The 26,553-nt window shown below is 46.8% G+C and carries 22 protein-coding genes; 13 read left to right on the plus strand and 9 right to left on the minus strand.

The window, feature by feature from the left end; all coding sequences use genetic code 11:
* The gene (locus ACI49J_RS04105) at positions 1–906 is read right to left on the minus strand and encodes a hypothetical protein (protein ID WP_240252794.1); all 906 of its coding nucleotides are present in this window, start codon (positions 904–906) and stop codon (positions 1–3) included.
* A 273-nt stretch (positions 907–1,179) separates the two neighbouring features.
* Here ACI49J_RS04105 and ACI49J_RS04110 point away from each other — a divergent pair, with 273 nt between their 5' ends.
* The 5 genes from ACI49J_RS04110 to ACI49J_RS04130 all read left to right on the plus strand — a co-directional run bounded on the left by ACI49J_RS04110 (position 1,180) and on the right by ACI49J_RS04130 (position 7,492).
* Complete coding sequence (locus ACI49J_RS04110) at positions 1,180–2,037, plus strand: FAD-binding protein (protein WP_240252800.1); 858 nt, start codon at positions 1,180–1,182, stop codon at positions 2,035–2,037.
* 104 nt (positions 2,038–2,141) lie between these two features.
* Positions 2,142–3,458, plus strand: coding sequence for a class II fumarate hydratase (locus ACI49J_RS04115; RefSeq protein ID WP_240252802.1), 1,317 nt, complete (start codon positions 2,142–2,144; stop codon positions 3,456–3,458).
* A 162-nt stretch (positions 3,459–3,620) separates the two neighbouring features.
* Positions 3,621–5,258, plus strand: a complete 1,638-nt coding sequence (locus ACI49J_RS04120) for a hypothetical protein (RefSeq protein ID WP_240252804.1) — start codon at positions 3,621–3,623, stop codon at positions 5,256–5,258.
* Positions 5,259–5,308: 50 nt separating this feature from the next.
* Positions 5,309–7,117, plus strand: a complete 1,809-nt coding sequence (locus tag ACI49J_RS04125; RefSeq protein ID WP_318551984.1) for a thermopsin — start codon at positions 5,309–5,311, stop codon at positions 7,115–7,117.
* A 96-nt stretch (positions 7,118–7,213) separates the two neighbouring features.
* Positions 7,214–7,492, plus strand: coding sequence for an ArsR family transcriptional regulator (locus ACI49J_RS04130; RefSeq protein WP_240252808.1), 279 nt, complete (start codon positions 7,214–7,216; stop codon positions 7,490–7,492).
* Between the two features lie 25 nt (positions 7,493–7,517).
* Here the strand turns inward: ACI49J_RS04130 and ACI49J_RS04135 are convergent, their stop codons facing one another.
* Entirely contained in the window at positions 7,518–8,309 is a 792-nt protein-coding gene (locus ACI49J_RS04135; RefSeq protein WP_240252810.1) for an aldose 1-epimerase, read from the minus strand.
* A gap of 112 nt (positions 8,310–8,421) precedes the next feature.
* Between ACI49J_RS04135 and fdhF the strand changes: the two genes are divergently transcribed.
* Positions 8,422–10,407 (plus strand): formate dehydrogenase subunit alpha, encoded by a 1,986-nt coding sequence (gene fdhF / locus ACI49J_RS04140; RefSeq protein ID WP_240252812.1) that lies wholly within the window; start codon positions 8,422–8,424, stop codon positions 10,405–10,407.
* Here fdhF and acs read toward each other — a convergent pair.
* Positions 10,393–12,360: an acetate--CoA ligase gene (gene acs / locus ACI49J_RS04145; RefSeq protein ID WP_240252814.1), complete on the minus strand. Its 1,968-nt coding sequence runs from the start codon at positions 12,358–12,360 to the stop codon at positions 10,393–10,395. The genes fdhF and acs overlap by 15 nt on opposite strands.
* A 440-nt stretch (positions 12,361–12,800) precedes the next feature.
* Here acs and ACI49J_RS04150 point away from each other — a divergent pair, with 440 nt between their 5' ends.
* Genes ACI49J_RS04150 through ACI49J_RS04160 form a run of 3 tightly spaced genes read left to right on the plus strand, consistent with a single transcriptional unit; the run spans position 12,801 to position 16,738 of the window.
* Positions 12,801–14,708 (plus strand): APC family permease, encoded by a 1,908-nt coding sequence (locus tag ACI49J_RS04150; RefSeq protein ID WP_409366465.1) that lies wholly within the window; start codon positions 12,801–12,803, stop codon positions 14,706–14,708.
* Between the two features lie 39 nt (positions 14,709–14,747).
* Positions 14,748–15,527, plus strand: coding sequence for an MBL fold metallo-hydrolase (locus ACI49J_RS04155; protein ID WP_240252818.1), 780 nt, complete (start codon positions 14,748–14,750; stop codon positions 15,525–15,527).
* 59 nt (positions 15,528–15,586) lie between these two features.
* Entirely contained in the window at positions 15,587–16,738 is a 1,152-nt protein-coding gene (locus ACI49J_RS04160) for a hypothetical protein (protein WP_240252821.1), read from the plus strand.
* Positions 16,739–16,740: 2 nt separating this feature from the next.
* Here the strand turns inward: ACI49J_RS04160 and ACI49J_RS04165 are convergent, their stop codons facing one another.
* Entirely contained in the window at positions 16,741–18,555 is a 1,815-nt protein-coding gene (locus ACI49J_RS04165) for a phosphoenolpyruvate carboxykinase (GTP) (protein ID WP_240252823.1), read from the minus strand.
* 152 nt (positions 18,556–18,707) lie between these two features.
* Here ACI49J_RS04165 and tpiA point away from each other — a divergent pair, with 152 nt between their 5' ends.
* Positions 18,708–19,394 (plus strand): triose-phosphate isomerase, encoded by a 687-nt coding sequence (gene tpiA, locus ACI49J_RS04170; protein WP_240252827.1) that lies wholly within the window; start codon positions 18,708–18,710, stop codon positions 19,392–19,394.
* A 21-nt stretch (positions 19,395–19,415) separates the two neighbouring features.
* Here tpiA and ACI49J_RS04175 read toward each other — a convergent pair whose 3' ends face one another.
* The 3 genes from ACI49J_RS04175 to purE are packed head-to-tail and all read right to left on the minus strand — an operon-like array spanning position 19,416 to position 21,278.
* Positions 19,416–19,751 (minus strand): winged helix-turn-helix domain-containing protein, encoded by a 336-nt coding sequence (locus ACI49J_RS04175; protein ID WP_012021394.1) that lies wholly within the window; start codon positions 19,749–19,751, stop codon positions 19,416–19,418.
* A complete protein-coding gene (locus ACI49J_RS04180) occupies positions 19,748–20,833 on the minus strand; it encodes a 5-(carboxyamino)imidazole ribonucleotide synthase (protein WP_240252828.1) in 1,086 nt (361 codons plus the stop codon). Before ACI49J_RS04180 ends, ACI49J_RS04175 begins: the two co-directional genes overlap by 4 nt.
* Positions 20,805–21,278, minus strand: a complete 474-nt coding sequence (gene purE, locus ACI49J_RS04185) for a 5-(carboxyamino)imidazole ribonucleotide mutase (protein ID WP_240252829.1) — start codon at positions 21,276–21,278, stop codon at positions 20,805–20,807. The genes ACI49J_RS04180 and purE overlap by 29 nt, the downstream gene beginning before the upstream one ends.
* A gap of 121 nt (positions 21,279–21,399) precedes the next feature.
* On the opposite strand from purE, the gene ACI49J_RS04190 reads away from it, so the two are divergent.
* Positions 21,400–22,662 (plus strand): APC family permease, encoded by a 1,263-nt coding sequence (locus ACI49J_RS04190; protein ID WP_240252831.1) that lies wholly within the window; start codon positions 21,400–21,402, stop codon positions 22,660–22,662.
* Entirely contained in the window at positions 22,662–23,162 is a 501-nt protein-coding gene (locus ACI49J_RS04195; protein WP_240252832.1) for a DUF429 domain-containing protein, read from the plus strand. The genes ACI49J_RS04190 and ACI49J_RS04195 overlap by 1 nt, the downstream gene beginning before the upstream one ends.
* A gap of 2 nt (positions 23,163–23,164) precedes the next feature.
* Here the strand turns inward: ACI49J_RS04195 and ACI49J_RS04200 are convergent, their stop codons facing one another.
* Complete coding sequence (locus ACI49J_RS04200) at positions 23,165–23,749, minus strand: hypothetical protein (RefSeq protein WP_240252834.1); 585 nt, start codon at positions 23,747–23,749, stop codon at positions 23,165–23,167.
* Complete coding sequence (locus tag ACI49J_RS04205) at positions 23,742–25,430, minus strand: DNA polymerase domain-containing protein (RefSeq protein ID WP_240252839.1); 1,689 nt, start codon at positions 25,428–25,430, stop codon at positions 23,742–23,744. The genes ACI49J_RS04200 and ACI49J_RS04205 overlap by 8 nt, the downstream gene beginning before the upstream one ends.
* Before the next feature lie 248 nt (positions 25,431–25,678).
* On the opposite strand from ACI49J_RS04205, the gene ACI49J_RS04210 reads away from it, so the two are divergent.
* Positions 25,679–26,530 carry a hypothetical protein gene (locus ACI49J_RS04210; protein ID WP_240252841.1) on the plus strand — a complete coding sequence of 284 codons (852 nt, stop codon included), beginning with the start codon at positions 25,679–25,681 and terminating at the stop codon, positions 26,528–26,530.
* Positions 26,531–26,553: the final 23 nt, after the last annotated feature.

A 26,553-nucleotide genomic window follows, 5' to 3' on the forward strand; every position in this document is an offset into this window, starting at 1 on the left:
TCAGGCTTTAGTTTCCTTGCTTAGTCTTCCCTTGGTTCTGGTGACTTCCCTGTAACTCATGACCATGCTCATCACACCTAACACTCCAACCACAGTAACGACCAGAAGGAATCCCACATCTATGGCATTGAGGTTAGGTATCGAGATACCGGTGGATACTGCCCAGTTATCAATACTAGGAAAGAGCACGATCAGCAGACCCACCAATGAGAAAGTGAATCCGCCGTAGTATAGAACCCTTCCTGCAGTTTTACTACCTACGTATTTGATATCGTCCTCAGTGAGCCTTTTCACCTTCATTAGATTTGCGAATAGCGCCCCAAAGATTATCTGCATGGTCATGGTGCCTAGACCAAACATCACTCCAGGTAAGGGGGCAAATAGCACGCTTGGCATTCTGGGTGCAAGTACGAAGGTAATGATGGAGGCATATGCTCCAAAACCGAACCCTGCAATTAATCCGTGTACAATGGTCATCTTTATTGGTGGGTCTTTCAATTCGTTCCTCTCTGCCATGGGATCGTGATGCTCACTACCCAGCAACTTGTCTATGGGTAGGTGAATGTACCTTCCCTTAAGGATGTAGGATCCGGCTATGGCCATAACTATTCCCACGATAATGTATACTGGTCCGTCAAGGTTATACCTGTTGTAAATTTCAGCTAACCCCAAGAATCCTAGAGTGGTCAGGAGCGCTCTCTGAACGGTAAAGCCCAGGGAGAACAGGAACCCTGCCTTCATACCTCCCTTGGTGCTGTACTTTCCCACTGCGTAACTGAAGGTTATGGGCCAAGTATGCTCATCAGGGGTCGCTCCATGCATCAGACCTAGAATAAAAGAGATAACTAGAATTTCGGTGATAGTAAGGTTCTGTGGAGGGTTTAGGATAAGTTCAATCAGATTCATTTCCATCAGATATTAGGGTAACCCTAAAGAATATAAATCTTTCCTTTTTGTCTAGAGAACTCTTAGGAGATGACATGGGAAAGCCCATGGAAATTTCAGTATGTACTAATCTCTGATCAAGACAGAGTACCATGTTGATGAGACAAATGTTCAGGGGATCGGTTTACAATTAGTTTCCCATGACAGGAAGATTCTGAGATACTGCTTTAGGAGACTCTAGGAGTTCAAAAATGCGGTTTCCCTTTTAAGGAATACGCGAAGAAAGTGATTAGTATGGAAATCAACAATGACATGGAACTTCTGGAAATCCTTAGAAGCGCTAGGGCCGAGGGTAAAACGGTATCTGTAATAGGAACCGGAACCCATTCTCATAAGACGGCTGACGTAGTTGTGTCCACATTAAAGATGGCAGACTTTGAGATAAAGGGACAGGAGGTAATTGCTCAGGCTGGGTCCTCTGTTACCAAGATAAGGGAGGAAGCTATGTCCTCTGATCTTCTTTTCCCGTCACTGTATGACGGTACCGTAGGGGGATTGCTTGCCCTGAATGAGGCATATCCAATTTCAACCGGATACGGAACTCCCTACATGTTCACACAATGGGCTAAGATAGTAACGCCTGTGGGAATCTTAAAGTGGAAGGGGTTGATTGGTTCAAAGGGTCTTCTTGGGGGGTTTACGGAGGCCTCGATGAAACTCTATCCCCGCCCATACAAGGTTGTTACGTTCACTAAGAGGGTTGAAACCGAGGAACTTATCAAGTTGTATAGCCAAGCAGTGGGGATGAAACCCCTCGCGTTCCTGGTCGAGTATGATAATGGGTACAGGTTACACGTGTCTTTAGCGGAGGGTGAACTTGAGGGTCTAGAGTCCTATGAGGGAGTTCCCGTTGTTGAGGAGAGCGATAAGGGGAGCTACATGGTGAAGACAGAGGATCTGAGCTCCTTCATGAAACTCATGGAAGCGGTCAAACCAATTTACGCATATTATATACACGGAGTCAAGTGGAGCAAGGTTTATACATCGGAGGAGAGCGAGCTCCACGGATGGGAGTATTTCCCTACTGCGGATGTACCTAGTATTGTGAAGAAGTTAAAGAGGATTCTGGATCACTGGAATATCCTGGTTTAATGTTCCTTCTAGTCAACAAGAGTCGGCTTGGAAACTATCAATCCCTACCTTGCCTTTCTCATGAGCTGAGGAAAACCTATATGTTCATTTGACCTTTCTATCCCATGAAATACACAGAAAGTGCTCCCAAACTTTTCATGAACACAGGAACAAAGTTTCACAGATCTCTAATTTTTGCTATGGGTGTTGTAAAGTATTCGTGTGCCAGGGCTAATGCTACCTTGGGAATTCTGGATCAGCAGATAGGAAAGGCCATTGAACAGGCATCCATGGAACTCATGGAGGGTAAACTCGATGATAAGATTGTCCTTGACGTATTTCAGACTGGTTCTGGAACAGGACTTAACATGAACGTCAACGAGGTCCTAGCCGAGAGGGCTTCTCAAATTTCGGGCCTCAAGGTCCATCCCAACGACCACGTAAATATGAGTCAATCCTCCAACGACACTGTCCCCACGGCTATCAGGATCGGCGCAGTGAAGCAAGTTCAGGACAAGTTGATTCCAGCCCTAGAGGGAATAATCAGCTCTCTCAGAGAGACTGGAGATAAGTACTCGTCTGTGATAAAGTCAGGTAGGACACATTTAAGGGATGCGATGCCTGTCACCCTTGGCCAAGAACTTCACGCGTATGCCGATGCCCTATCTCACGATCTTAACATGCTTAAAACTGTTCTTGAGTACGTTAAGGAGATTCCCCTTGGAGGGACTGCGGTAGGCACCGGTGTAAACTCCCATCCCAAGTTCAGGGAAACAGTTATCACGGTTATCAATCAGGTTACAGGGCTAGGATTCACCTTGGCCAACCCATTCAGGGGCCTAAGATTTCTCACAGACCTCCTAACCCTAAGCGGGATCATGAGAACAATCGCTGTAGAACTTTACAGGATGGCCCAGGACTTTAGGTTAATGTTCTCAGGACCCATGACGGCCATAGGCGAGATAGACCTTCCCACACAGGAGGAAATTGCTGGGAGTAGCATTATGCCGGGCAAGACGAATCCGGTTACTGCAGAGGCCTCAATGTTAATCGCTGCCCAGGTGGTGGGCCTAGATCAAGCCAACCAGTTTGCGTCTAACCTTGGAGAATTCGAGCTAGCAATGGGAGTTCCCTTGATAGGGCAAAATGTCGTGACCCAAGTTGATCTCCTTTCCGAAGGTCTAAACAAGTTCTCCTCCCTGTTAGTAAAGGGCATGGTTCCCAATCAGGAAAAGATGAAGAGATACGCTGAGAGTAGCCCGGCTCTAGTTACTGTGATCTCCCCTATTGTGGGATATGATAAGGCGTCTCAAATAGGGAAAATGCTAAATCGTGGGATGTCGATCAGGGAGGCCCTAAAGGAACTAGGATTTAGTGATAAACAAATAGATGATATTCTGGATCTCAGTAAACTTGTCAAGCCTGGGATACAAACTAAGTAGGAGAATAAAATAATTTTTATTTTTCTTGAATAGAATAAAAATTAGATATTTCTCTACCATTTTCACTACTAAAATCAATTATTCTCGCGTTTCAGTTAAGTGGAACGTACAGCTATCAGAACAGTCTTAAATAGAGGAATGTTGAATTCCTCTTGGATAAAGATGAAAAAACTCCTAATCCCTGCACTAGCCCTTTTAATGTTGGGACTATTTGCATCAATTTTTGCAGTATCCACAATATCAAGTTCTGTTCAGAGTAACCTGACTGTAGCTTACCAGAGATACGACAGCGTCTACGACGTAGGGCTTTCACTTCACGGAATTCGCGGGCTTCAAGATCTAAATGGTACAGTTTATTATTACGTATCTAACGTAACCTACACTTCCACCTACTCAGGCGAAAGCGTTAAGGTAGAGGGCAGTTCAACGCTATACCAGCTCAATCTCGGTAGCGTAAAGAATTACAAGGGCAATATCAGTGTTAGTCTCTCCCAAACCGGGACCCTGACAATGACGTCAGAAATACCTCAGCTCATTAGACTAATAGTGAACACCTCTGGAATGACGGAATTGGTTTGGGCTGGATTCGCAGGCTCCAATACCTCTATCACCACACAGGCCTACGTGAACGAAACAGGCACTCTTACCCTAGTCTTTAGTAATGGAACATCCCTAGTTAACGTCACACTACCGCTCGCCGTGGGTAACTATGAGTTCAGCGAGAGTCTGAACTTGGTCCAGGTAACCCCTACCGCAATAGCTCACTCCACCAGGGAAGTCGAGGTTCAGCAAAACTTCCCAAGGAGGTATGCACCAGAGGAAGATGAGCTACAGGTAAGTAATGGAAGCGTAAATGCCACAACCAATTACAACACCACCCTAGCCTACTTTAACGGTTCATTGGTTCCAGCCCTGGTTTGGAAGGGTGAAGGATTTGCCCTAATGGATCTAGGGTTTGGCAAGTTCGGCGTGTCGGGAAACTCCTATTACCAATTCTCCACAATCGAGTTCTTTGGAGTGAACGGTACAGTACTAGGCTACGTCCACAACAGTTACCTTTCCAAGGAAGGGAGCAGGCACGGGATTGTGTCTAACTCTTTCTCAAGCTTAGTTGCTGGAGAACTAAAAATGGTTACAGGCCACGTGACTCCGCCTAAAGCTGAGACGGAGGCCGAGGTAGAGGTTCATGGCATGCCAGTGGTGGTTGTGATAACTTCCAATGATTCCGCTGAGTCTACCGCCTACGTTAATCTAACTCATCCAGTATACGTAGTGGAACATGGTCATGGTCATGGCGCTCACCTGGTCGAGGTATCAATCAACGGCACGTATGAGTTCTTTGTGATTACTCCCAGCGGAAAAACCATTAATGTAACCGTAGTCAGGCCAGAGAACGTTACTGAAACAATAATAAACATGACTGGTCATCAGTATCCAGCCCAGAAGATAGTGGTAAATGCCAATGGAAGTATATTGTTTAACGTCACTTTGTTGAAGAACGAGAGCGTTGTGGTCTACAAGGAGGTTAATGGAACTCTAGTTGCCTTGAACTCCACCAACTACTTCGTGGTGAACGGTAAGCTCGTGGTCTATGACGATCCGTCAAATACGTACTATGCAGTTTACGGGGCATCACCTACCACCACATCCAGCACATCTACAACATCCAGCACATCCACGTCCACTACGTCTCCGTCCTCAACTTCTCCAAGCTCAGGAAACACGCCGCTATATATCGGGATCGTTGTAGTTGTAATAATCGTTGTGGCAGCAATAGCAATCTTTATGAGGAGAAAATAACGAGCGACAAGTGAAGGAAAGACTTTTATTTTTTCAACAAATTTTCAGTCGTGAAATGGCTATTATTTACAATACTGCTAGCAATATCACTTTTTCCCATGAACTTGTATGAGTCTAACACCTCTACCACCCTTAGCGCAGGTCAATATGAGTATTTCCCGCTCAACGTTAACACAACAGAGATACTTTCCTACTCCTGGAATTCAACAGGTAGTGTTGCAGTGATGGTAATGAACCAGACCCAACTTCAAGAATTTCTCAATGGTACAGGAAGCCCCTACAAGGGGTTGGTTATCCTGAATTCATCGTTCAGCAATCAAGTTCTGCTAACTCCTGGTAAGTATTACTTTGTGCTTTACGCCTACCTACAACAGGTAACCCTGCAGTACAGCCTGAAATTGGTCCCAGCTCAGGTGTCCTATACCCTTCCGGTGGGGTATCAGGAAAATTATCAGTTGAACCTAAGCTATCCCTTCCATCTTTACCTCTATCTAGTTTCCAATAACTCGTTCTCTGTTAAGGTCTCCTCAGGCAACGTCACTTACTTCAGTGCAGGTCCCTCCAGGGATACTCCTCTTACTTTCGTAAATCGTACGTTAACCCTGAGCCCAGGCAACTATTCCATTACTGTGGTTAATCCTGGATCCTCAACGATAGCCGTTTATTCCTCAGTGTTGTACACCCCCACTTATCCGGATCCCTTATCCTTGAATAGGACAGATTATCCCATGGGAGTAGCAAGTTATGGCCTATTTAACAGGTCAGGGGTACCAGTCCCGTACGTGATCAAGGCATCCTCCATAGTGGGGTTTGCTAATATTTCCTCTATCTTTGCTTATAATCAGACTGCCGAGAAACTGAATGTCTCCCCCTATTCGGCGAGTTTACAGTTAAATGCCCCGCTGGTCGTGATAAACGGAAAGCAGAACCAGACTTACTGGGTACAGAACGTAATAGTTTTCATGACTAATGAGTCGACCCTATGCTACGAGTCCTCCGTCTTAAACGTGACTAACGCGAATGCCACCTTAACAAACATCTCTATACAAGGGAGAGGCGGAGTGTATCCGCCCTTCAATAATGGAATATATTATACCTATAGGACTAAAGGAGTGCAGTACAAGACGCCCCTATCTCTCTTAATCTCCATAAATGTATCGGTGATAAAGAAACTTGGAGTAAGGATAGGCTTCGATTACAAGGTGCTTGAGAACGGTTCGGTGGTTAACGGTAGCTGGAACCAGGTTGACTCCCCTCTCATTCTAGACTCGGGAGTGTCACAGGCCTATCTTTACGTGGATGGATATAACTCCCCATCTACCCTGAATTTCTATGATGCTGAACTAGTTTTTGGAGGTGGAGGAAACGGAGAGGTGGCATATTTCCAGAACCTTTCGGCTACCCTTGCCATCTTCTACTATAACGGATCGCTTCATCCCTTCCCAAGCGTGTATAGCTTCGGCGCAGATACTGCCGAGGGCACGAGCGACTTACATGTGTCATTTATGAATGGTCTGGTTTCCGTTTCTAAGGGTCAGGATAACCCAGTCTTTCTCGCGAACCAGTTTAACGCGTCCATACCGGTATTGCGAGTTGTCGTTAATCATGTCCAAAACAAGAGCTCTGTGTCGAACGTTACCACTACTACAACTTACACGAACACATCAACTTCCACCAGTTCCAATGTTACCAAGAATACTGTACCTCCATCAAGTAACACTAGCCAGACTTCTAGTGCCTCTACGAAGAAGGGTGGTCTTCCGCCCTACCTTCTACCCGGGCTAGTGATTGCCGTAATCGTCGTGATAGTAATATGGGTGCTCATTAACAGGTTCAGAAAGCCCGACCTGAATATATGAGCTCATAATCCTTTTCCTCTACACCTTTCGACAAATTTTCTGGGTAATACCGGTTACTAAACTAGGTTTTTTACTATGTTTTTGATTAGTTGATTAATGAACATAAGGCAACTGAGGATATTGACCCTTTTACTTGAGGGGGAACTAAGCACATCAGAGATCGAGGAATATACTGGAATAAGCGGATCACGTTTGAAGAAAGAGTTGGATGCACTCATGAGGCGGGATCTAATTGAACAGAAGGCCATAATAGGCGGAGAACTCATCCTCAGTATAACACAAAACGGAATAGAGGAGTTAATGAGGGAATATCCAGTGCTCAAGGATCTACTAGAGGAAATGGAGCAGGTCCTTTGCCTGAGATTTGGTTGTTGAGTACAAATATGAGTCACAGAATGGCTTAGCCTTCCTCCACGAGGGAGACCTGTATTTCAATCTCAAACTCCCTTCTCTCTCCACTGGCCAGGGTAATTAGGCCTATCCCGTTATTGAAGGCGTCAGGGGCTCCGCTCATGGGTTCAACGGCTACTGCACCAGGAATTCCAGTGTATAGTTGAACGAAATCCATTCCAGGCCTGGAGATCCTCACCCTTGAGTAATTAGATGAAAGGATCACATCGCCTGGTAAATAGAAGCAGTCGTCATAATCTCCTTGCGTAATGGTGAAATCTATCATCTCTCCCGTAGGTATCTTCTCCCTCATGACGCATCTCTTGCCTTTACTAGGAGAGATCCTCCAGTCCCCCTTCACGATAAAGTAGGGATGTGTCCCTACAACTAGGGGAGCCTCATCCCCTTCATTTTTCACCGAGATTGTACACCTTAACTCGTCCCCTAGAGAGTAGTTCACTTCCACGTTTAACCTAGAGGGATAACCCTGATCCCAGAGTTCCGTGCCCAGTCTCACTTCCCTTTCATTCTTAAAAAGGATCTGAAACGTCTTGTCCATCACTAAACCGTGAATGGCATTTCCCTCCCTGTTCAGCGGAAGGTTGTAAACTCTTCCCTTCCACTCATATCTTCCCCCCTTTACTCTGTTAGCAAACGGAAGAAGTATTGCCATTCCTCCCCTAGTTTGTCTTTCCTGGCCCTCAGTGATCACGTTCTTTCCCTTCATCTTGAAGGATGTAAGGTATGCCCCCCTCTGGTCAATTATTGCCTCCAACTCTCCCGAAGATATCCTTACCTGCATGTATGAAATAGCGGACCTAAACTAAAAAGTAACATGTAAGTTAACTCCGTTTACTAGTTTCTAAGATTTCTATAATACCTCAGTTTAATTGAATAGAGCATTACGTAAGTTTATGCTTGAAACGAAAAGTATCTGCCCATACTGTGGAGTAGGGTGCGGTCTTATACTTGAGGCGGAGAATAACGTAATTGCGAGAGTGTATCCAGACCGCGATCACTTGGTTAGCAAGGGTCACATATGCGGTAAAGGGAGTACAGCCCACGAACCTGGGAACAGTTGGGACAGGCTTCTGTATCCTCTAAAAAGGGAAAAGGACTTGCTAGTCAGGATTTCGTGGGACGAAGCTATCCGAGAGATCGCGTCAAAACTCTCGGAGATAAAGACCAAGTACGGTCCTAGTGCCATAGGATTCTACGGAGGTTGCCAGAACACCCTTGAGGAGGGATATACCATGATGAAGCTAGCAAGGGCCTTAGGAACCAATAATGTGGATTCATGTGCGAGAGTTTGTCACGATCCCTCAGCTACAGCCCTAAAGGAAATGGTAGGCCTCGGCGCAACCTCAACCTCAGTTACGGAGATACCCAAAAGTAAGGTCGTGGTTATAGTTGGAGAATCACTAACCGAGAGCCATCCCGTCCTAGTTCAGTACCTCTCGACCTTGAAGAAAAATAACGGCAAGGTGGTAGTGATAGACCCCAGGGTAACAGGGACTGCGAGGTTGGCTGACCTTCACCTCAGGGTTAGACCTGGTACAGACATTTACCTGTTTAACGCCGTCGCCAACTACTTGATCTCCAACAACATCTACGACAAGAAGTTCGTTGAGGAAAGGGTGGAAGGATTCGTTGAGTTCTCTAGGCTTGTTAAGTCCTACACAATCCAAGGAGCAGAGGAAATAACGGGGATAGATCAGTCCGCTATCCTCGAGTTTACCAAACTAATATCGCAGAAACCTGTCATCTTCTCCTGGGGTCTGGGGCTTACCCAGACTGGAGGGCCTAAGGCAGTCCGTAGCCTAATTAACCTCGCCCTGCTTACAGGCAACGTGGGTTTCGAGGGAGCGGGCCTCCTAGTATACAGGGGACAGACCAATGTGCAAGGATCAGGAGATATGATTAAGCCCAACGTGTTTCCCAATGGTCCCATGACGCTGGAAACGGCGAAGGAGCTGGAGAAGGTATGGGGTTTCCTGCCTCCCACATGGGAAGGTAAAACTGTAACTGAAGCCCTCCTTGAGTCGGACATGAAGGCTGTGGTACTCATGAACTTCAACCCTGCAGTGAGTTTCCCAAATAGACATAAGGTTGAGAATTTCTTGAAGTCCCTAGAGCTTCTGGTAGTTATGGATCCCTTCATGACAGAGACCGCAAGGTTTGCACACTACGTCCTGCCGTCGGCTATGTGGACCGAGAAGGAGGGTTCTGTCACCAGCCTTGATAGAGTTGTGAAATGGAGGTTTAGGGCAGTATCTCCTCCAGGAGAGGCGAAGGAAGAGCTCGAGATCCTGTCCCTCCTCGCAGATAGACTGGGATTCAAGGGATTTTCCAGGGATCCAAAGGAGGTATTCAAGGAATTGAGGAGCGTGGTCAAGATCTACTCTAACTTAACTTTGGATCAGGTCATGGACTACTCGTCCCCCTCAAGATACCCTGAGAACGACCCAGTTCTCTACAGAACAAGGTTCTATACTGCAAGTGGGAAGGCTAAGTTGAAGTTTGAGGAACAACCAGAACCCAAGAAAGGCCTCATCTTGATAACGGGCAGAGCAGTAACTAGGTACAACACAGACGAGATGATAAGCAGAACACCTGGATTCGGCCAACTTACACCCGTGATTTACCTTAATCCAAGGGACGCACAAAACCTGGGTATCAAGGATAATGACCTGGTAAAGGTATCCTCAAGATGTGGTATGGCAATCCTGAGCGCCAAAATCTCCCCCGACGTGTTAGAGGGAACAACTTTCGCGTATATGCACGTCCACAGTATCAATAATGTAGTCTGCGATGAGCTGGATCCAGAAACTAAAACTCCGAGATACAAGTATACTGAGATAAGTATAACAAAAATTGAAATGGGCCTAGGAGGTCTTTAACTCCTTCTTTAGTTCCTCGACAGCCTTCTTTATTTCATCCATCGATGCTTCGTCCTCTATGGTGGTTAAGTCGCCAGCACTCGAGCCCATCATTACCGCCTTTATCACCCTTCTCATGACCTTCCCAGACCTTGTCTTAGGCAACTTATCCACGAAATGAATCTGCGGACTAACAATGGGCCCCATGACCTTCCTAACGTGTGACTGTATGTCCTTAGCCAGTTCAGAGGAAGGAGCGTAACCTTGCTTTAGTACAACGAACGCGTGAACCTCTTCTCCTTTCACTGGGTCTGGCACGCCTATGACCGCTGCCTCGGCAACCGATGGGTGAGACGTAATTGCTGATTCCACTTCCCCAGCTCCAATTCTGTGGGCTGCAATTTTTAGAGTCTCGTCTGCCCTACCCAACACCCAGATGTATCCGTCCTCATCCACCATGGCGAAGTCTCCTGGATAATACAGGGAACCGAACTTGCTAAAGTACGTCTTCTTCAACCTCTCCCCGTTGTCGTTCCACATTCCCATCATCATGTTTGGCGGGAAGGGTGGCCTCATTACAAGGTACCCCCTCACTCTAGGAGCAGAGGGATTTCCGTTCTCGTCCAGAACCTCCACGAAGTTACCGGGTAGAGGGAAGCCTGAGGCTGGACCCGACTTCATTGGCATGTAAATTATACCCGGAAGGTAGCCCAGGTTCGGTGCGCCTGTCTCAGTTTGCCACCACTGGTGGGACATGAATACCTTTCCTCCACCTAACACTTCTAGCCCCCACTTCCATGGAGAGTAGTTAAGCACTTCCCCGTTCGTCACAATTATCCTGATGGACGAAAGATCGTGGTTCTTCACGTATTCGTCTCCATACTTCATGAAGTAACGCAAGGCTGTAGCTGAGGTGCCGAAAGTGGTTGCCCTGTATCTCTCAATAATCTCAGCCCACTTGTCTGGATAGGGATAGTCTGGGGCACTCTCGTAAATTACAACCGTTCTCCCCATGACAAGGGGGGAATAGGTGATGTAGGAGTGGCCAACTATCCAACCAATGTCTGAGGTGTTGAAGAGAACGTCGTTCTCCTGGCTAAGGCCGTAGCTCCACAGTAGCATAACGGCTGTCCCAGTCAGATAGCCACCGGTAGAGTGCATAATTCCCTTCGGTTTACCGGTGGTCCCAGAGGTGTAGAGAATGAAGAGTGGATCATTGGAGTCCATCCTTTCAGGCTCCACGTACCTGTACTTGCCGACCTCGTCGAAGAAAACATCTCTTCCCTCCTTCATGTTTACATCCGTTTTCATTCTCCTGTACACGAGCACGTGTTGTACTGGGCTTCTTTCTCCAAGGGAGTTTAAGGCCTCGTCGACAGTCTTCTTTAACTCCACGACTTTCCCCCTTCTGGGATAGGCGTCAGCAGTGATCACTACCTTGGCCTTAGCGTCCTCAACCCTGTCGGCTATGGCTTGCGAACCAAACCCGGCAAATATTACGCTATGAATTGCACCTATCCTGGCTGAGGCCAGCATTGCAGTTATTCCCTCTGGGGTCAGGGGCATGTATATGGTTACCCTATCCCCTTTACCCACTCCTAGGGATCTGAGCGCATTGGCCCACCTATTAACCTCATAGAACATGTCCTGATACGTCACGATCTTCCTTTCCCCTAACTCACTTTCCCAGATGACCGCAGCCTTGAACTTTCTGGGGCCGTTGAGGTGTCTGTCGACAGCGTTGTACGAGGCATTTATCTTACCTCCTATGAACCACCTTGTCATCGGGTCTTCCTGTCTCATGGTCTCTTTCCAGGGCTCATACCAGTCTAGCAGGTCCTGTGCTAGAGATCCCCAGAACTCTGCAGGTTTTTCCTTACTCAACTTCATGAGGTGAGCGTAATATCTCATGTTATAGTCTGCCTTCTCCTCTAGTTCCTGTGACCCGGTCTTCAGGGTCTGTTCCTCAACCATAATATATCGCATAAACATGCTTATACAATATTAAAAAGGATTACCCTCAACTCTAAGGCATAGTAAAATGAAGCTTAACTTTCTGTGGTTTAACCTTTACTTGAGTACACTAGTGTTTATTTCTTTATGAATTGCTCATCACGATGAAAACATAATTATTTCGTGGTATTGTGAGATTATTTTCAATTCATTTATCTCATCTTCATTTAACCTCGACTGGCTCATCACACGTAAACCCTATAAAACTATTTGTCAATATATGGCATTATATCTAATTATTTCTAATTATATTACTCCCAACACTTACAATATAACAATGATTTTAGCATACTAAAATGAAAAAGACTTATGGTAATTCCTTATCGCCTTGAAAAAAGGATAAAGTAAAGTGATAGATAGTAGAAAGATTTTTAATAATTAATTTCGGTCTAGAGTCTGATATGTCAGGAGAAAAATCTCAAAAAGCAGGGGATTTGGGGTTAGAATCTGATAAGCAACTAAGGAGGTCTCTAGGTAAGTTCGAGTTGCTATATCTTTCATTGGGAGGAATCATAGGATCGGGATGGTTATTCGGAGCCCTATATACTGCGGAAGATGCTGGTGGCTCTGCCATACTGTCATGGATAATCGCAGGAGTGCTCATTCTTTTCGTCGGTCTAGCTTACTCCGAATTAGGTTCGGCTATACCAAAGTCCGGTGGTATAGTGAGGTATCCGCATTATTCTCATGGGGGTGTAGCTGGATATATTATCACGTGGACCTATTTTCTTTCCGCGGCGTCGGTTCCTGCTATAGAGGCCACAGCCACAGTGACCTATTTATCTAGCTTGATTCCCGCACTTACAGTAAATGGAGTACTAACTCCTGTGGGCATATTGACAGCATATCTATTCCTCCTATTCTTCTTCTTCCTTAATTACATCGGTGTAAATATCCTAGGAAAAGTTACACATGGTGCGGGTTGGTGGAAGTTACTGATTCCCTCAATAACCGTAGTAGTTCTTCTCGTATTTTACTTCCATCCAGCTAACTTCACTCTTGGCGGAGGATTTTTCCCTTCTCCTTCCAATGTTGCAGCTGGTTCTTCAGGGATCTATGGATTTTCTGCAGTACTTTACGCAATTCCTACTACCGGTGTAATACTTTCCTACCTAGGTTTTAGGCAGGCTGTAGAATATGGTGGTGAGGGTAGAAATCCAAAGAAAGATATCCCCTTCGCGGTTATGGGCTCCCTAATAATTGCGCTTATTCTATACACACTTTTACAGGTAGCATTTATAGGAGGAATAAACTGGAACGTGCTCACTGTTACTAGGGGAAACGCAACAGTTCCTGTCACGCCAGGCAACTGGACAGAGTTAGGTCAAACTGCCATTTCATCGGGACCATTCTATCAAATTTTCAAGTTAGCTGCTCCTCTCGGCCTATTATCATTAATTTTCAGTGGATGGGCATACATACTGCTTCTAGATGCTGTGGTTTCTCCAAGCGGAACAGGGTGGATATATACTGGCACCAGTACTAGGACAATGTACGGCTTCGCTACAAACGGCTACTTGCCTGGTATCTTTCTAAAGGTAGGTAAAACTAGGATTCCAATCTACTCTTTGATAGCCGCGACTATTATTGCCGCAATATTCATGTTACCCTTCCCATCTTGGCAATCGCTGGTTGGTTTCATAAGTTCGGCCACAGTCTTTACCTACTTAATGGGAGGGATAGGGCTTGAGACTCTCAGGAAGACCGCCCCAGAACTCAATAGGCCGTACAGGTTGCCCTTAGCAAGGGTTATAGCGCCAATTGCTACACTTGCAGCGGGCCTGATAGTATATTGGTCAGGTTTTGCCACCCTGTTCTACGTTATCACTGGGATATTCTTGGGGTTGGCCTTATTCTTTGGTTACTATGCCTTCAAGGTTATGGGAATTAATAAGGCGTTTTCGGCTATTGTAGGACTGGTAAACATAGTGGTGACCCTAGTGTTAGCCTTTGAATTCTACGGTGCCACCTCCGGTCTAACTGCAGCGAATAACGTGGCGTTCTTGATCTATATCCTAGTCATGGTAGGCCTAGTAGCGTTTGATGTGGGAGTGCTTCACGCATTTGGCAAGGGTGAAGATGTGAAAAGGGAGATAACTGCTAGCTACTGGTTGCTGGCCTACATTTTCGTAGTAGCCATCATTTCATACTTTGGAGGTTTTGGACTCAATCCAGTTATTCCATTCCCCGAGGACACCATTGTCGCCGCAGTAGTTACTCTGGCAACCCACTACGGGGCAGTGAAAAGCGGATTTAGGACTCAGGCCATACAAGATATCCTAGAGGAAACAAGGGAGACCCCACCCTAATAGATTCTTTTTTTATCCTTTCTGTTCCATTTCTTCTTCATGTGTTCTGGCATACATGCTATACCTTCAGGTCCTGGAGAGTTTCCCGAGGCCGTTTACTCCTTTGTGGTATGCGATAAAATGAACGTCATGATAGATGCGGGCGTAGCGAATTCTGTCATGGACGCTAGCTTTCTAGACAAGCTAGATTACGTTGTAGTCACTCACCTTCATATAGATCATGTGGGAGCACTCTCAGAGATAGTCCAGAGGTACAAGTCAAGAGTCATAGTTTACCAGGGCTACTCCAAGTACCTAAGGGATCCCACGAAGATCAATAGGGATGCAAAACTCGTGTTAGGAGAGGTGGCGGACATTTACGGGGAAGTTACGCCGACGGAGGCTAACTTCCTTGAGGTTAAGGGAGGGGAAGAGATTGACCTTGGAGAAAGGAAAATGAAGATCATCTACACGCCGGGTCACGCAAGACATCACATATCGGTGATCATAGACGGTATCCTCTACTCCGGGGACTCAGCTGGAGGAAGGTATAATGGAGTTCCTATTCCCACAACACCTCCGCCACTTGACCTAAAGAGCTACCTAGAAAGCCTAAGGTTGCAGATATCTCTCTACCCTAGAGCTGTGGGACTAGCTCATGGTGGTCTAGTTTCCCCATCGCATCTTCAAGAGCACCTGAACCAGATATTGAGTAGAAACTACAAGGTTAACGTGGACCTAGGGGGGATAGCGGAGCAAATATTGAGCAAGCATCTGGAGGTAAATTACAAGGGGTTGGAGGAGGCCTATAGTTCACTGGATAGCTCCTCAAACCCATGAAATCTGTTTCTTAAATCTAACAGGAAAAGGCTTAAAATTGTTTGTTTTCTTTATTTATGATGCCATCTCCCCTGGACTATCCTGACTTCAAGAGGTTTATCATAAACAATGCGATCACGTCCGGGGTCTTTCCGCTAAGCGAAATGACCGTGATGTGGCTATTTTACCTGAACTTGCACAATCTCCTCCTCTACTCGCTGGTAGCCTCCTCGAGGGTCATAGCAAGGATTGCAGTCTCTCCGCTTGCTGGGTATCTGGGAGATCGATATGACAGGGGAAGGGTTATTTTCCTGACCAAGGCCATATCACCAGGTTTTCTTGTCGCCCTGGCTCTCCTCATGGGTTTCCACGCGTATTTACTGGGAATATTGGTCGTATATGCGAGGGCCTTCAACTCCGAGATAACTACTCAAACTGGTTCGGCGTCAATTGTCACAATGGTTCCCAGGGAAATGATGTCAAGAGCAATCTTCATAAACAGGTCATTCAAGGAACCGTCAACCTTGGCCGGTACCTTGGCCTGGCCCTTTCTCCTCAACGTGTTAGGCCCATACGTGCTCTTAATCTCAGCCACAGCCCTAGCCGTCTCTCTTCCCCTTATACGTAACCTAAAGATAAACCAAGGAAAGAAAGACGTGAATCTCCTCACAGGGTTCAGGCTATTTTTCTCCAGGTCTGAGGCTAGGGGAGCCATACTGGGTTTAGCTATTGATCAGGGCGCAATCTCCTTTCTAGTTAATTATACGCCTCTCCTGGTTTCACTGGAGGGAGGCACGGAGATCTTTTACAGTCTAGCTCAAGCTGCCTTTTATCTAGGAATACTTTCCGGGTCCTATGTTGTCACAAAGTTGAAGAGTTCAGCCGTGATGGATATAATCAACTTGGTTCTCAAGGTTTCACTCTTTCCTCCTCTCCTCCTCCACACGCCGTGGGTCCTCCTCTATTCCATGTTCGCCTTGACCTTCGCCGACGCTAATCTCGAGATAATGTGGTTCAGAGCACTCAGGAAGGGAGCAGGGGATGACTATTTAACAAGTATATTGGGCGTTGACGAGTTAATGACCAACGTTGCGAGGGTGGGAGTGTTGGAGGCGATACCCTTTCTTCTTCCTGTAGGGCTATTCGCGTTGGTTGGACTTGGTCTCATACTGATTGGCGGGGAAGGGCTAGTCCACCTGCTTCACAGGGAAATCCTCGAGATAGAAAACTGAACTCATTCAAGCTGGGATGGGGTAACCCTGTCACCAAACTTTCTCATGGACTTGTCTATCTCGAGCAATTGCCTGTCCAGTATCTCTATGACTTCGCTAGGCGTATCCTCTATGCTCAGATAGATGTCCTTGATTCTCTTGAACTTCTCCTTATACCCCTTGAGCCTGATAGTAAATTGGGCCTCATAGCTTTCCCTCGAATAACCCTTACCCAACACCTGTGAGAACAGCCTGGATAGGTCGTCGTATGTGGGAATGTAACCAATGGGGGTCCGTACAGAGTCAGCCTTTCCCTCAAGTCTCTCGGCTATCCACCTCAACCATACCCTCTTATCCTCCTTACCGTTCAGGAAACCCTTCTCGTCCTTCAGGAAGTAGTTAGCGCTGTATATCCTGGGAGTCTTGCTCAATCTCTTTCCAAAATCAAGGTAGTTACTAAGGTATTTACCCAGCGACACCGAAATGAAGTCCAAGAGTGCCATGGGATTGAACTCCATCTCGTCAGACTTCCCTAGAACAGCGCTGGTTCTGGCTGACTCCATGGAAGCTCCCATGGTTATGACCCCATGACCCCAATCAAAAGCCTCGGCTATGGGGACAAGCGTGTTGTAATCCTTGACCCCAAATATCATAGCCTCAACTTCAACTCCTTCAGGATCCTCATATCTCGGATCAAGGTTTCTAAAGGATGTGAGCCTAACTGTGAACCTAGCGTTTGGGTGACTTGCTGGGATGGGTTTCCCATTCTCGTCTTTCTTCCCCTTCCACCACTCCCCGGTGAAATTTACTCCTTTTTCAGGTTCAGGTTCTCCACTCCCCTCCCAGTAAACCGTACCATCCGGTTTCAACAGCACATTGGAGAAAATTACTTCGTCGTTTTGATGTAGGACTTCCCAGATTATGGGATCGTCTCTGGGGTTGATTCCGTGAATTATACCGAAAACTCCCGACTCAGGGTTCCACGCCCTTGGGCTTCCCTCCACGTTCCTAATGAAGGCCAGATCGTCACTTATTAACTTGCCCAACATGGACGTACTGGTCTTACCTGAACCCGATGGGAAGGACGCAGTAATGTAGTGTGTTCTCTCACCATCAATTCCTATGATAGCCATGTGTTCTGAGAGCCATCCCTCCTTAACTGCCATGTTCAGGGTCAACCTCAGTGCCAGCTTTTTCAGCCCAACACTGTTTCCTGCGTAAGTTGTGTTGACGCTGTAAACTGTCCCATCGAGGTCTATGGCTATCCTCCTTTTCTTGATATCCTGCGTTCCCTTAGAGTGAACAAACCTCAGGAAATTTACGTTACCGCGGAATTCCTTGAAGGCGCTCCTGTATAGCATCAGTTCGCTGTGTATCACGTAAGCTGAGTCGGTGACCTGAACAGCAAGGATTCTATGCCTGGAGTTAACTGGGCCTAGCGAGTAGAAACCCACAAACATTTCCCTGTTCCGCATGGACCCCTTGAGGATTCCCAGAACTTCCTTCAATCCTTCCTCTTTCGGCCTGGTGTTCACGAAGGGAATCTTTCCGCTCAGAATGAAGGTGTCCTCTCTAGCTCGTGCCTGATCCAGGGGGTGGTCGAAGTGAATTGTGTGATTCCTGTTGCGTAGGGGTATCTCTTCCCCGTTTTCCAAGGCCCTTCTTTTCACGTATTCTAAGTCCTCCCCAGTTCCCTCCACTAGATAAATGCTATCTGGTTCACATAATTCTGCCACACTAGATAAAAAGGTAACAAGATAATTATTATTAAGCTGATTTAATTTGCTTAACATTGAAGAAGAGAGTCTCCCCCTTAATGATTCGGGAAAAACTTCCATATTAACCATGCGAAATCCTTACTTAAATTCTTTAAACATGAAAAGTTCATATGATCGTGGGTCCTTAGGAGCTAGTGTGTTCATATTCTACATGTAGACTTTAGGGGAGTTTAGACAACAAAACTTAATTTAAAACTAGTTCTCCTCTATCCATGAAAGTTCCAATCATCCTTGTGAACTTTAAGGTCTACGAGACCTCTTACGGCAGAAGAGGTCTGGAAATGGCCAAGATTGTAGAGAAGGTTGCACTGGAGACGTCAACTGAGATAATCATTGCGGTCCCAGCCACTATGATAACTAGAGTGGCCGAGTCGGTCACAATACCCGTATATGCTCAGCATGTGGATGGGGTTCCTGAAGGAGCCCACACGGGGGCAGTGACCCCAGAGCTGATAAAGGACGCTGGGGCTAAGGGAAGCTTACTAAATCATAGTGAAAGGAGGGTAAGAATGGACGAGATGGACGACGCTTTAAAGAGGATGAAAAAGTTGGGTCTAGAGTCAGTGATTTGCGTGGATAGATATGAACTGGTTGCTCCAATGGCTCTTCTTAAACCCACAGCAGTTTTGGTGGAACCGCCTGAGTTAATAGGCACGGGGGTGTCTGTGTCCAAGGCTAGACCAGAGGTCATAACGAGCGCAGTGGACGAGATAAAAAAGGTGCAGGGAGTTTACCTCATTGCGGGTGCAGGTATCACTTCAGGTGAGGATGTATACGTTGCAATGAAGTTGGGCTCTGACGGGGTTGGGGCAGCCAGTGCCATCATGAAGGCAAAGGAACCCCAAAAGGTTCTCCTAGATTTCGTGAATGGGGCAATAAAGGCCCTCAAGGAAAGATAAAAACACAAGTTGTGATACGCGTTAACCCATTTCCTCCTCCAACATTTTCGAATATTTTTCTAGGACTCTTCTGACCTCCTCCTGCGCCTGTTCGTAAATTCTTACGGCCTTGATCACCTTGGGATCAATGTTTGTTCCGCCTGCGTTCTTCCCTCCCTTCTTCATTTGTATTCCGCCGATTTCCCCATTGATCCTCCTGACGTATTGCCATGCAAACTTATACGATACCTTCATCTCCTCTGAGGCTTTGGCAATGGAGCCCGAGTCTACAATTGCCTTGACCAGGGCAACTCCACCCTTTCCCATCACAGGTTTTCCCTCATCGTCCTCAATCCAGATTTTGAAATTAAACTTCATAGATCAGGCCCATTGGGATATAATATATTCATAACATTTTCAATCTTTTCCTTAACTTGAGCCAGATCGTCTCCTAGAACGTTCACGTGCCCCATCTTCCTCCTTTTCCTAGCCTCGCTTTTTCCATACCAGTATAGGGTCCCAAGCTTTAGGATCTCCATAGGAGGAGAGGCTATGCCCAGTACGTTTATCATCCCCGAGAAGGTAAGCACTTTGGCACTTCCCAGTTCCAATCCAGCCAGGGCCCTAACGTGTTGTTCAAACTGGGATACCTCTGCTCCGTCCAAAGTGTAATGGCCCGTGTTATGAACCCTGGGGGCGAACTCGTTGATGAGCACCTTTCCATCCCTGACGAAAAACTCTATTCCTATCACCCCTGTATAGTTCAATTTTCTCGTGAGTTCCTCAGCAATCTTCACCATCTCCTCGTTACCGAAGGGCCCGTAATTATAAACAAGGATTCCCTTTTCGTTATAGTTGAACGTCGGAGGATACGCCCTGAACTCGTTTCCCCTCCTTACAGCTATTATTGAGGCCTCATAATCGAAGTTGACTAGCTCCTCAATAACGAAGTAATCGTTCTCCTCCCTAAGGAAAGAGTATTTCTCGGGGTCTCCCCTCACGAAGAACTGCCCCTTTCCATCGTAACCACCCTTGGATCTCTTTATAACTCCTGTGCCATTGAACTCGTCCTTGAGAATCCTAAGTGCCTCATCTCCACCCCTCACAGTGACGAAACGTGGTACCGGTAATCCTTCTCTCCTTAGAAATTCCTTTTCCAGATGCCTCGCCCTCTTGAGTTCGACCGCATTCATTCCAGGCATCAGCTTGTTAAGGTCCCTGGCCAATTCAAGTGGCTTATCATCCACGTGCTCAAACTCGTATGTGACGACGTCGCACTCCTCAATAACCTTCCTATACTCATCCTTGAAACAGTTGGCAATCTTGCAGGCTGGATCCTCCTTCTCCCCGTATACGAGGAAGGAGATTGGAAACTTCAACCCCTCAAGAACCATCATCCAGCCAAGTTGGCCTCCCCCAAGGATACAGAACTTAAACGAGTTCCGTGGAGAGTACGTCATTCCTCATCTCCTCCATGAACTTTCTCATTTTCTCTCCCAGCTCGGGATACTTTACGGATAGTATTCTAATAGCCAGCAGGCCAGCGTTCTTTGCCCCTCCGATGGCCACAGTCGCAACTGGGACGCCGTAGGGCATTTGGACAATAGAAAGCAGGGAATCAAGACCGTTAAGGTTCCTCGATGGAACCGGTACCCCTATAACGGGGAGATGGGTTAGTGAGGCCACCATACCAGGGAGATGGGCAGCTCCGCCAGCTCCTGCAATAATAACCTCTATACCCCTCTCATGTGCCTCCTTAGCGTATTTCATCATGAACTCAGGTGATCTATGGGCAGACACAACCTTGGCCTCGTAACTAACCCCAAAGTTTTTCAGGATATCCACGGCCTCCCTCATGACTTCCCAGTCGCTCTTGCTTCCCATTATTACTCCAACGAGTGGCATGATTAAGTAAGGAGAATACTAGTACATAACGTTTAACTTAGAGCGAGTTTATGAGTCTAGGCCCTTCGTTTAGAACCGTTCAAGAGTGCGTGATTTATACTTCCGTTCAGTAATAGTTACGATGGGTAGTAAACCAAAAATCTCACCCACTGAGGTGTTCTTCCTGTCCTTTGGCGGACAATCGCCCTTCATTTCGCTCATGGCGTTCGGTACAGTGATGATTTCCTACGTTGGCATTCATTCTGGGTTTGCGATGATAGTTACTACCCTCGTGGTAATGGCTAACGCGTCAGTGGTTTATTCACTTTCGAAGAGATTCAACAAAGGAGGCGGATATTACACCTATGCCCTACACACGCTGACCAATAACTTGGGCATAACTACGGGCTGGATGTATATTCTTTACTCGTTAAGCTACGGTGGTACCTTAATGATGGGTGGGGTTTATGTACTTAATCTGTTAACCGGCATTAGCCCCCTATACCTTACCCTGATAGTTTCCATTCTTGCCTCCACGATAGTTATTGCCGGGGTAAAGCTTTCAGCCAAGTATGCAGTGGCTGTGGGCATATTGGAGATAATAGCAATCCTAGGTCTCTCGATTTTCTTCATGTATAGATCCGGGTTTGCGTTTTATAATCCCATTCCTACTTCCCTTCCAATGAACCTGCCAGAGGCAATACTTTTTGGTATTGGAATACCATCGGGCTACTCCAGCATAGTCAGTTACCCTGAGGAGATTGAGAATGCTTCCAAAACGGTGAGTAGGATTTCCCTCCTTGTTCCAGTCATAGGAGGTGGATTGGCATCCTTCTTCTTCTACGCTTTAGCGGCCCTAGGTTTCACGGGTAATCTAGTTCAATTGCTCACCTCAGAGTTTGGACTTGTAGGGGGTATCCTGATATCCGCCATAGCTCTGAGCGATGCTGTGCTGGGAGGAATAGCGTACCTGTTGGCTGGGTCAAGGACTCTCTATAATATGTCCAAAAATGGCCATCTAATCAGTTATCTCGCGAAGGAGTATAAGGGTCAGCCCAAGGTGGCCGAAGTACTAATCTCGGTGTTGGTGATACTCTCGCTCTCTTTTCTCTCAATGAATTTCAGTCCTCTGGTGGCACTAGGCCTGATTGGAGGGGTATCAGGAATGAGTAACCTTTACATCCACATGGCGGCTGGGGTCTCCCTCGCGAGAATGGGAAGGAAAAAGCCTCTGAAGCATCTCCACGAAATAGCCTTTTCCGCTATATCCTTGGCCTTCTCGGCCTGGGTTCTGCTCATTTCACTGGTTCAGCTAGAGAAGTACGTGGTTTACTTCTTCTTGGGTTGGATAATTCTAGGTTTTCTCCTGGCTGAGAGTCTGGAAATGGTTAGGGAGGAGGAGTAATGGAGTGCGGAATAGACCTGGCAGTCAAACGTAAGTCGGCAGTGGCCACGATAGATAACAATGTAATTGCCGTATCCTTTCTCGATACCGACGACGAGATCCTGGAGAAATGTAAGGAAGCTACTGTGGTTGCCCTAGATGCACCCCTCACCTCAGCGAGGGGATACAGGGAAGTGGATAGACTTCTCCTGTCCAGGGGACTGAGGGTTTTCCCTCCTTCCTTTATCTCGAGCCTCACTGAGAGGGGAATAAGACTGTCCAGGAGATTAAGGGCAATTGAGACCCATCCCACGTCGTCCCTCAAACTACCTGGATGGGACTGGAGACAACTTTCGCCGAGCAAGGACGAAGCTGACGCAGTAGTATGTGCCTTAACCGCAAACCTCTGGGTGAAGGGCAAAACCCTGGTCTTTAGGGCGAGAGATGGGGAAATACATCTCCTGGATCGCGATGTCCCATTTCCTAGAATAGTCAGCAGGGGGAAATATCTTGTCACGTAGTCCTAGAGAAGCCACCTCATTAACCCCTCGTCTCCCCTTCCGTAAATGTCCCAGAGCCCGTAGGGTATCTCCACGTTATCGATGATGACGCTCTTCATTATCACTGCCCTGAAACCGGTTCGTGTTCTCTCAAGCTTGATTACGCTGTGGGCGGAGTGGAGCCCAAAGGTTGACCCCTCTCTCTGCCTATCCATGTAACTGAACAGGAAACGCTTCCCCCTTCTCTCCCTCAGTGCCCCAACTATTTTCGAGTACTCTCTACCGTTCCTGTGATGATATGGATCAATCACGATCAACTCCATGTCCCCCATGGCCCTTATTGTGGGTTCCACGTCCTCCGCCTTGAACGCCCTCCTCAACTTCACTGAACCAGTCACGTTGAATATGCGTTGGAATCTCCTCACCAGGACTGGATCGAGTCCGCCCCTCTCCGAGACCACCACTACTAGGATAGGGGACGATAGTGCTATAACCCTGTGGTAGAATACTCGCAATAGTTCCCAATCGGTTGAGTAGAATTCCACGAACTCGTCGTCTCGGGTTATCCTGTCGAGTTCCTGAAACCCCGTGAGTGGTCTCTCATCCAATTCCCAGGACCTCCCTCGCCGTTCTCCTAAGATATTCCAGATAGTACTTCGTATCCCTCCCCATGAACCCTCTCCTTGCGTTGTAGAACCCCCTCACTCCCCTCACGTATGGCTCTCCCTTCACCCACATAACGAAGTCCCTGGGCTCCCCATGAACTACCCTCTCTTCATACTCCCTGAGGTTCTCGAGTAGGTTTGACCTAAGCCTTTTCAGGTCATTGCACGTCTCCGCCCTGGAAAGGATGTTCATGGAGCTCTCGAGGAAACCCCTTACTAAGTTCGGCATGTTTCTCCTGATGACCCCCTTGTATTTCATTCCCTCCTCCGTCATTCCAAAGTACCTCATGGGGTACGGAAGTCCATCCCTTCTCCCACCAAGAACTATCCACTTAAGCTTAGTTGAGTGAAGGTGTAGCCCAGTCTCCTCCTCCAGCCTCTTCATCAACTGTTGGGCATCTCCCCTAATCACGAGGGAGTCCACTATCCCGTGAAGCACCTCTATCCCAATTTCTTGCGCAATTTCTAAGGCTCTCCTCAACGTCTTCCTGGCGTAGTAGGTCACCAGTTCATATGCCTCAATCTTCCCAAACTTCGAGTTCCTGTATCCTAGATACCCAAAGGAGGCAACAAGTATCCATTTTATTGCCTCGGCCCTCTCGGGGTCCACGGGCTTTAGGGCCTCTTTCCTTCGTATTAACCAGGATAGTGCCTCTGGTACTATCCCCCTCTCGCTATTGCAGATGGTATGACCTATCTCTGTGACCACGTCATTGCAGGCGTCAATGGTTTCCCCGGAGATGTTATGCTTAACTATGAGAGAAGGATACATAGAGGAGAAGTCAACTTGCCAGGCATCGTCGAAGCAACCAATCCTGGGAAACAGGACTAGTCCACCCTTATCGTTGAAGAGCAGTTCATCCAGATCCCTGAGCTTCTCTACCCTCGGGACCTTGTTGGGAACAACTATTTTCCTCTCGAATGCGACCCACGCTTCGTTCGTGGTCAGCGCTTTCCCTATGGTTGCGTCCACCAGTTCCCTTATGGGTGTCTTGCAGGTGTAGGACCACTCAATTAACCCCTTAATGGAGACCGGAGACCTCTTTTGTTCAAGTTTTATCTTAACTGGCGCCTTCACGTGATCGCACGCACGTCCGAAACAGCCCGCAACGTCTACCTCGAGATCCAGGTCTCTCAGGAATCCTCTCTGCTTCTCCCCATTCACGTCAGCCTCAAACATGTTCCCCGTCTCTGAGGGGCCATACCAGTCATGCGTTATCACCGTGGCGTATTTCACGGGCGGAAAAGATAGGCCCGGATCCCAGGATTCGAGGACTTTACCCTCGTCTATCCTGACCCTTCTGAAGGGTCTAGCACCTAGCCTGTCCAGGACAAGGGAAAGTGTGGTGGGAAGCTGGTTCACCACGGTCGTTCTCCTGGAAATATAGGACCACGCCTCAAGGTCTAGTAGCTCGTACCTGTGTAGGGTAATCCTTTCGCCAGATAGGGTTCTCCACTCCTCCTCTTCGTGGGACACCACCGAGGGATGTTGCATCACGAGGTCAGGTCTATCGGTGATGACGTAAATGGGATAGGTTGTCTTAATCCACGCCTCTCTGAAGGAGTTAAGCACGATCTTTATTCTACCCCTGTACGGTATGGCATCTATTACGTAACCTTCCATGTCATCACCTATTCCATTACTATCAGTTCGTGGAAATACTAGTTTCAACGATCTTCCCTCTAGAAAAGGGACACGCGGTGGAGTGAAACTGAGCGCCGATTCCATAAGCGAACTGGTTTATCAGACCTTGGAGCGAAGAATATTTAAACGTCATTAGATTACTATCAGTCAAGAGACAGTAGTAATCTTAAGCGTATTTGGGGAAAAAATTTTTTATAAGATTAAGTAATCTATCAAAGCTGATAGGTATGTTACAGACCTATGAAATTGATGTTAAAGCGCCTAAATCAGTGATTAAGTCAGGATTAATGGATCCCTTCCTCTTCTCAGGAGTGATGGGCCATGTTAATATTCTGCAGGTACTGGATAAGGCAACAGGTCAATACGTGGCTCCTGGAAGACTAACTAGCCCTGAGAGAGATTATAGGGTTCTCTATATCTTTGGTACGCCAGACACTAAATTACACGTGATCCTAGGGCATATGAGTGGCCCTAATCTATCCGGAGGAGCCATAGTCTATACCGGAAAATCAGACGACGGCAAGTTTGAATGGAGAACTGAATTTATGGTTGAGGACTCAGCGTCAGGATCGAAAATTAGAATAGGTCTAGATGTTACCTACAAGAGCTCTGCGCTGGACAAGTTAATGGGAAAGAATCCCTTTCAACTTGCAGAACATTTCATCCAAGACCACATATTGCCATACTTAAAGCTATACTTAGAGAAGGAACAGGTTGTAGTGCCTGAACTCCAAGGGTTACCTATGACTGAAGTGGGCAGGGTAGAGGGAGAAATCTCAGAGATAGCAACTAAAATAAGGCAACTTATGAGCAATATGAAGACAGGAGCTATTGTAATCAAAGGCAAGAATCTGAGAGCAAGCATTCAGGTTAAGGATGGGAAGCTAAGTCACATGAAAATGATAAGAGGAAATCAAGTAATAACTGGTAATGAAGTTCTAGCAAACCTTATACTGGAATCCGGACAAGCTGTGGCTGTGGCACTTGAGATTGACATGGAGCGTATTCTAGAATATAGTACAGAATATACATTGAAGAATGTGGAAATTGCAAAGGATGTTAAGAATACTGGATATTAATCTAGGGATTTTTGTCCCGATTA

This window comes from Metallosphaera sp. D4-4, assembly GCF_046245145.1.
Lineage (GTDB): Archaea > Thermoproteota > Thermoprotei_A > Sulfolobales > Sulfolobaceae > Metallosphaera > Metallosphaera sedula.

Coding starts and splice junctions, on each gene's coding strand:
- ACI49J_RS04105 (WP_240252794.1), bottom strand. CDS start 906: ATGAATCTGATTGAACTTATCCTAAACCCTCCACAGAACCTTACTATC.
- ACI49J_RS04110 (WP_240252800.1), top strand. CDS start 1,180: ATGGAAATCAACAATGACATGGAACTTCTGGAAATCCTTAGAAGCGCT.
- ACI49J_RS04115 (WP_240252802.1), top strand. CDS start 2,142: ATGAAATACACAGAAAGTGCTCCCAAACTTTTCATGAACACAGGAACA.
- ACI49J_RS04120 (WP_240252804.1), top strand. CDS start 3,621: ATGAAAAAACTCCTAATCCCTGCACTAGCCCTTTTAATGTTGGGACTA.
- ACI49J_RS04130 (WP_240252808.1), top strand. CDS start 7,214: ATGAACATAAGGCAACTGAGGATATTGACCCTTTTACTTGAGGGGGAA.
- ACI49J_RS04135 (WP_240252810.1), bottom strand. CDS start 8,309: ATGCAGGTAAGGATATCTTCGGGAGAGTTGGAGGCAATAATTGACCAG.
- fdhF (WP_240252812.1), top strand. CDS start 8,422: ATGCTTGAAACGAAAAGTATCTGCCCATACTGTGGAGTAGGGTGCGGT.
- acs (WP_240252814.1), bottom strand. CDS start 12,360: ATGGTTGAGGAACAGACCCTGAAGACCGGGTCACAGGAACTAGAGGAG.
- ACI49J_RS04150 (WP_409366465.1), top strand. CDS start 12,801: ATGTCAGGAGAAAAATCTCAAAAAGCAGGGGATTTGGGGTTAGAATCT.
- ACI49J_RS04155 (WP_240252818.1), top strand. CDS start 14,748: ATGTGTTCTGGCATACATGCTATACCTTCAGGTCCTGGAGAGTTTCCC.
- ACI49J_RS04160 (WP_240252821.1), top strand. CDS start 15,587: ATGCCATCTCCCCTGGACTATCCTGACTTCAAGAGGTTTATCATAAAC.
- ACI49J_RS04165 (WP_240252823.1), bottom strand. CDS start 18,555: ATGGAAGTTTTTCCCGAATCATTAAGGGGGAGACTCTCTTCTTCAATG.
- tpiA (WP_240252827.1), top strand. CDS start 18,708: ATGAAAGTTCCAATCATCCTTGTGAACTTTAAGGTCTACGAGACCTCT.
- ACI49J_RS04175 (WP_012021394.1), bottom strand. CDS start 19,751: ATGAAGTTTAATTTCAAAATCTGGATTGAGGACGATGAGGGAAAACCT.
- ACI49J_RS04180 (WP_240252828.1), bottom strand. CDS start 20,833: ATGACGTACTCTCCACGGAACTCGTTTAAGTTCTGTATCCTTGGGGGA.
- purE (WP_240252829.1), bottom strand. CDS start 21,278: ATGCCACTCGTTGGAGTAATAATGGGAAGCAAGAGCGACTGGGAAGTC.
- ACI49J_RS04190 (WP_240252831.1), top strand. CDS start 21,400: ATGGGTAGTAAACCAAAAATCTCACCCACTGAGGTGTTCTTCCTGTCC.
- ACI49J_RS04195 (WP_240252832.1), top strand. CDS start 22,662: ATGGAGTGCGGAATAGACCTGGCAGTCAAACGTAAGTCGGCAGTGGCC.
- ACI49J_RS04205 (WP_240252839.1), bottom strand. CDS start 25,430: ATGGAAGGTTACGTAATAGATGCCATACCGTACAGGGGTAGAATAAAG.
- ACI49J_RS04210 (WP_240252841.1), top strand. CDS start 25,679: ATGTTACAGACCTATGAAATTGATGTTAAAGCGCCTAAATCAGTGATT.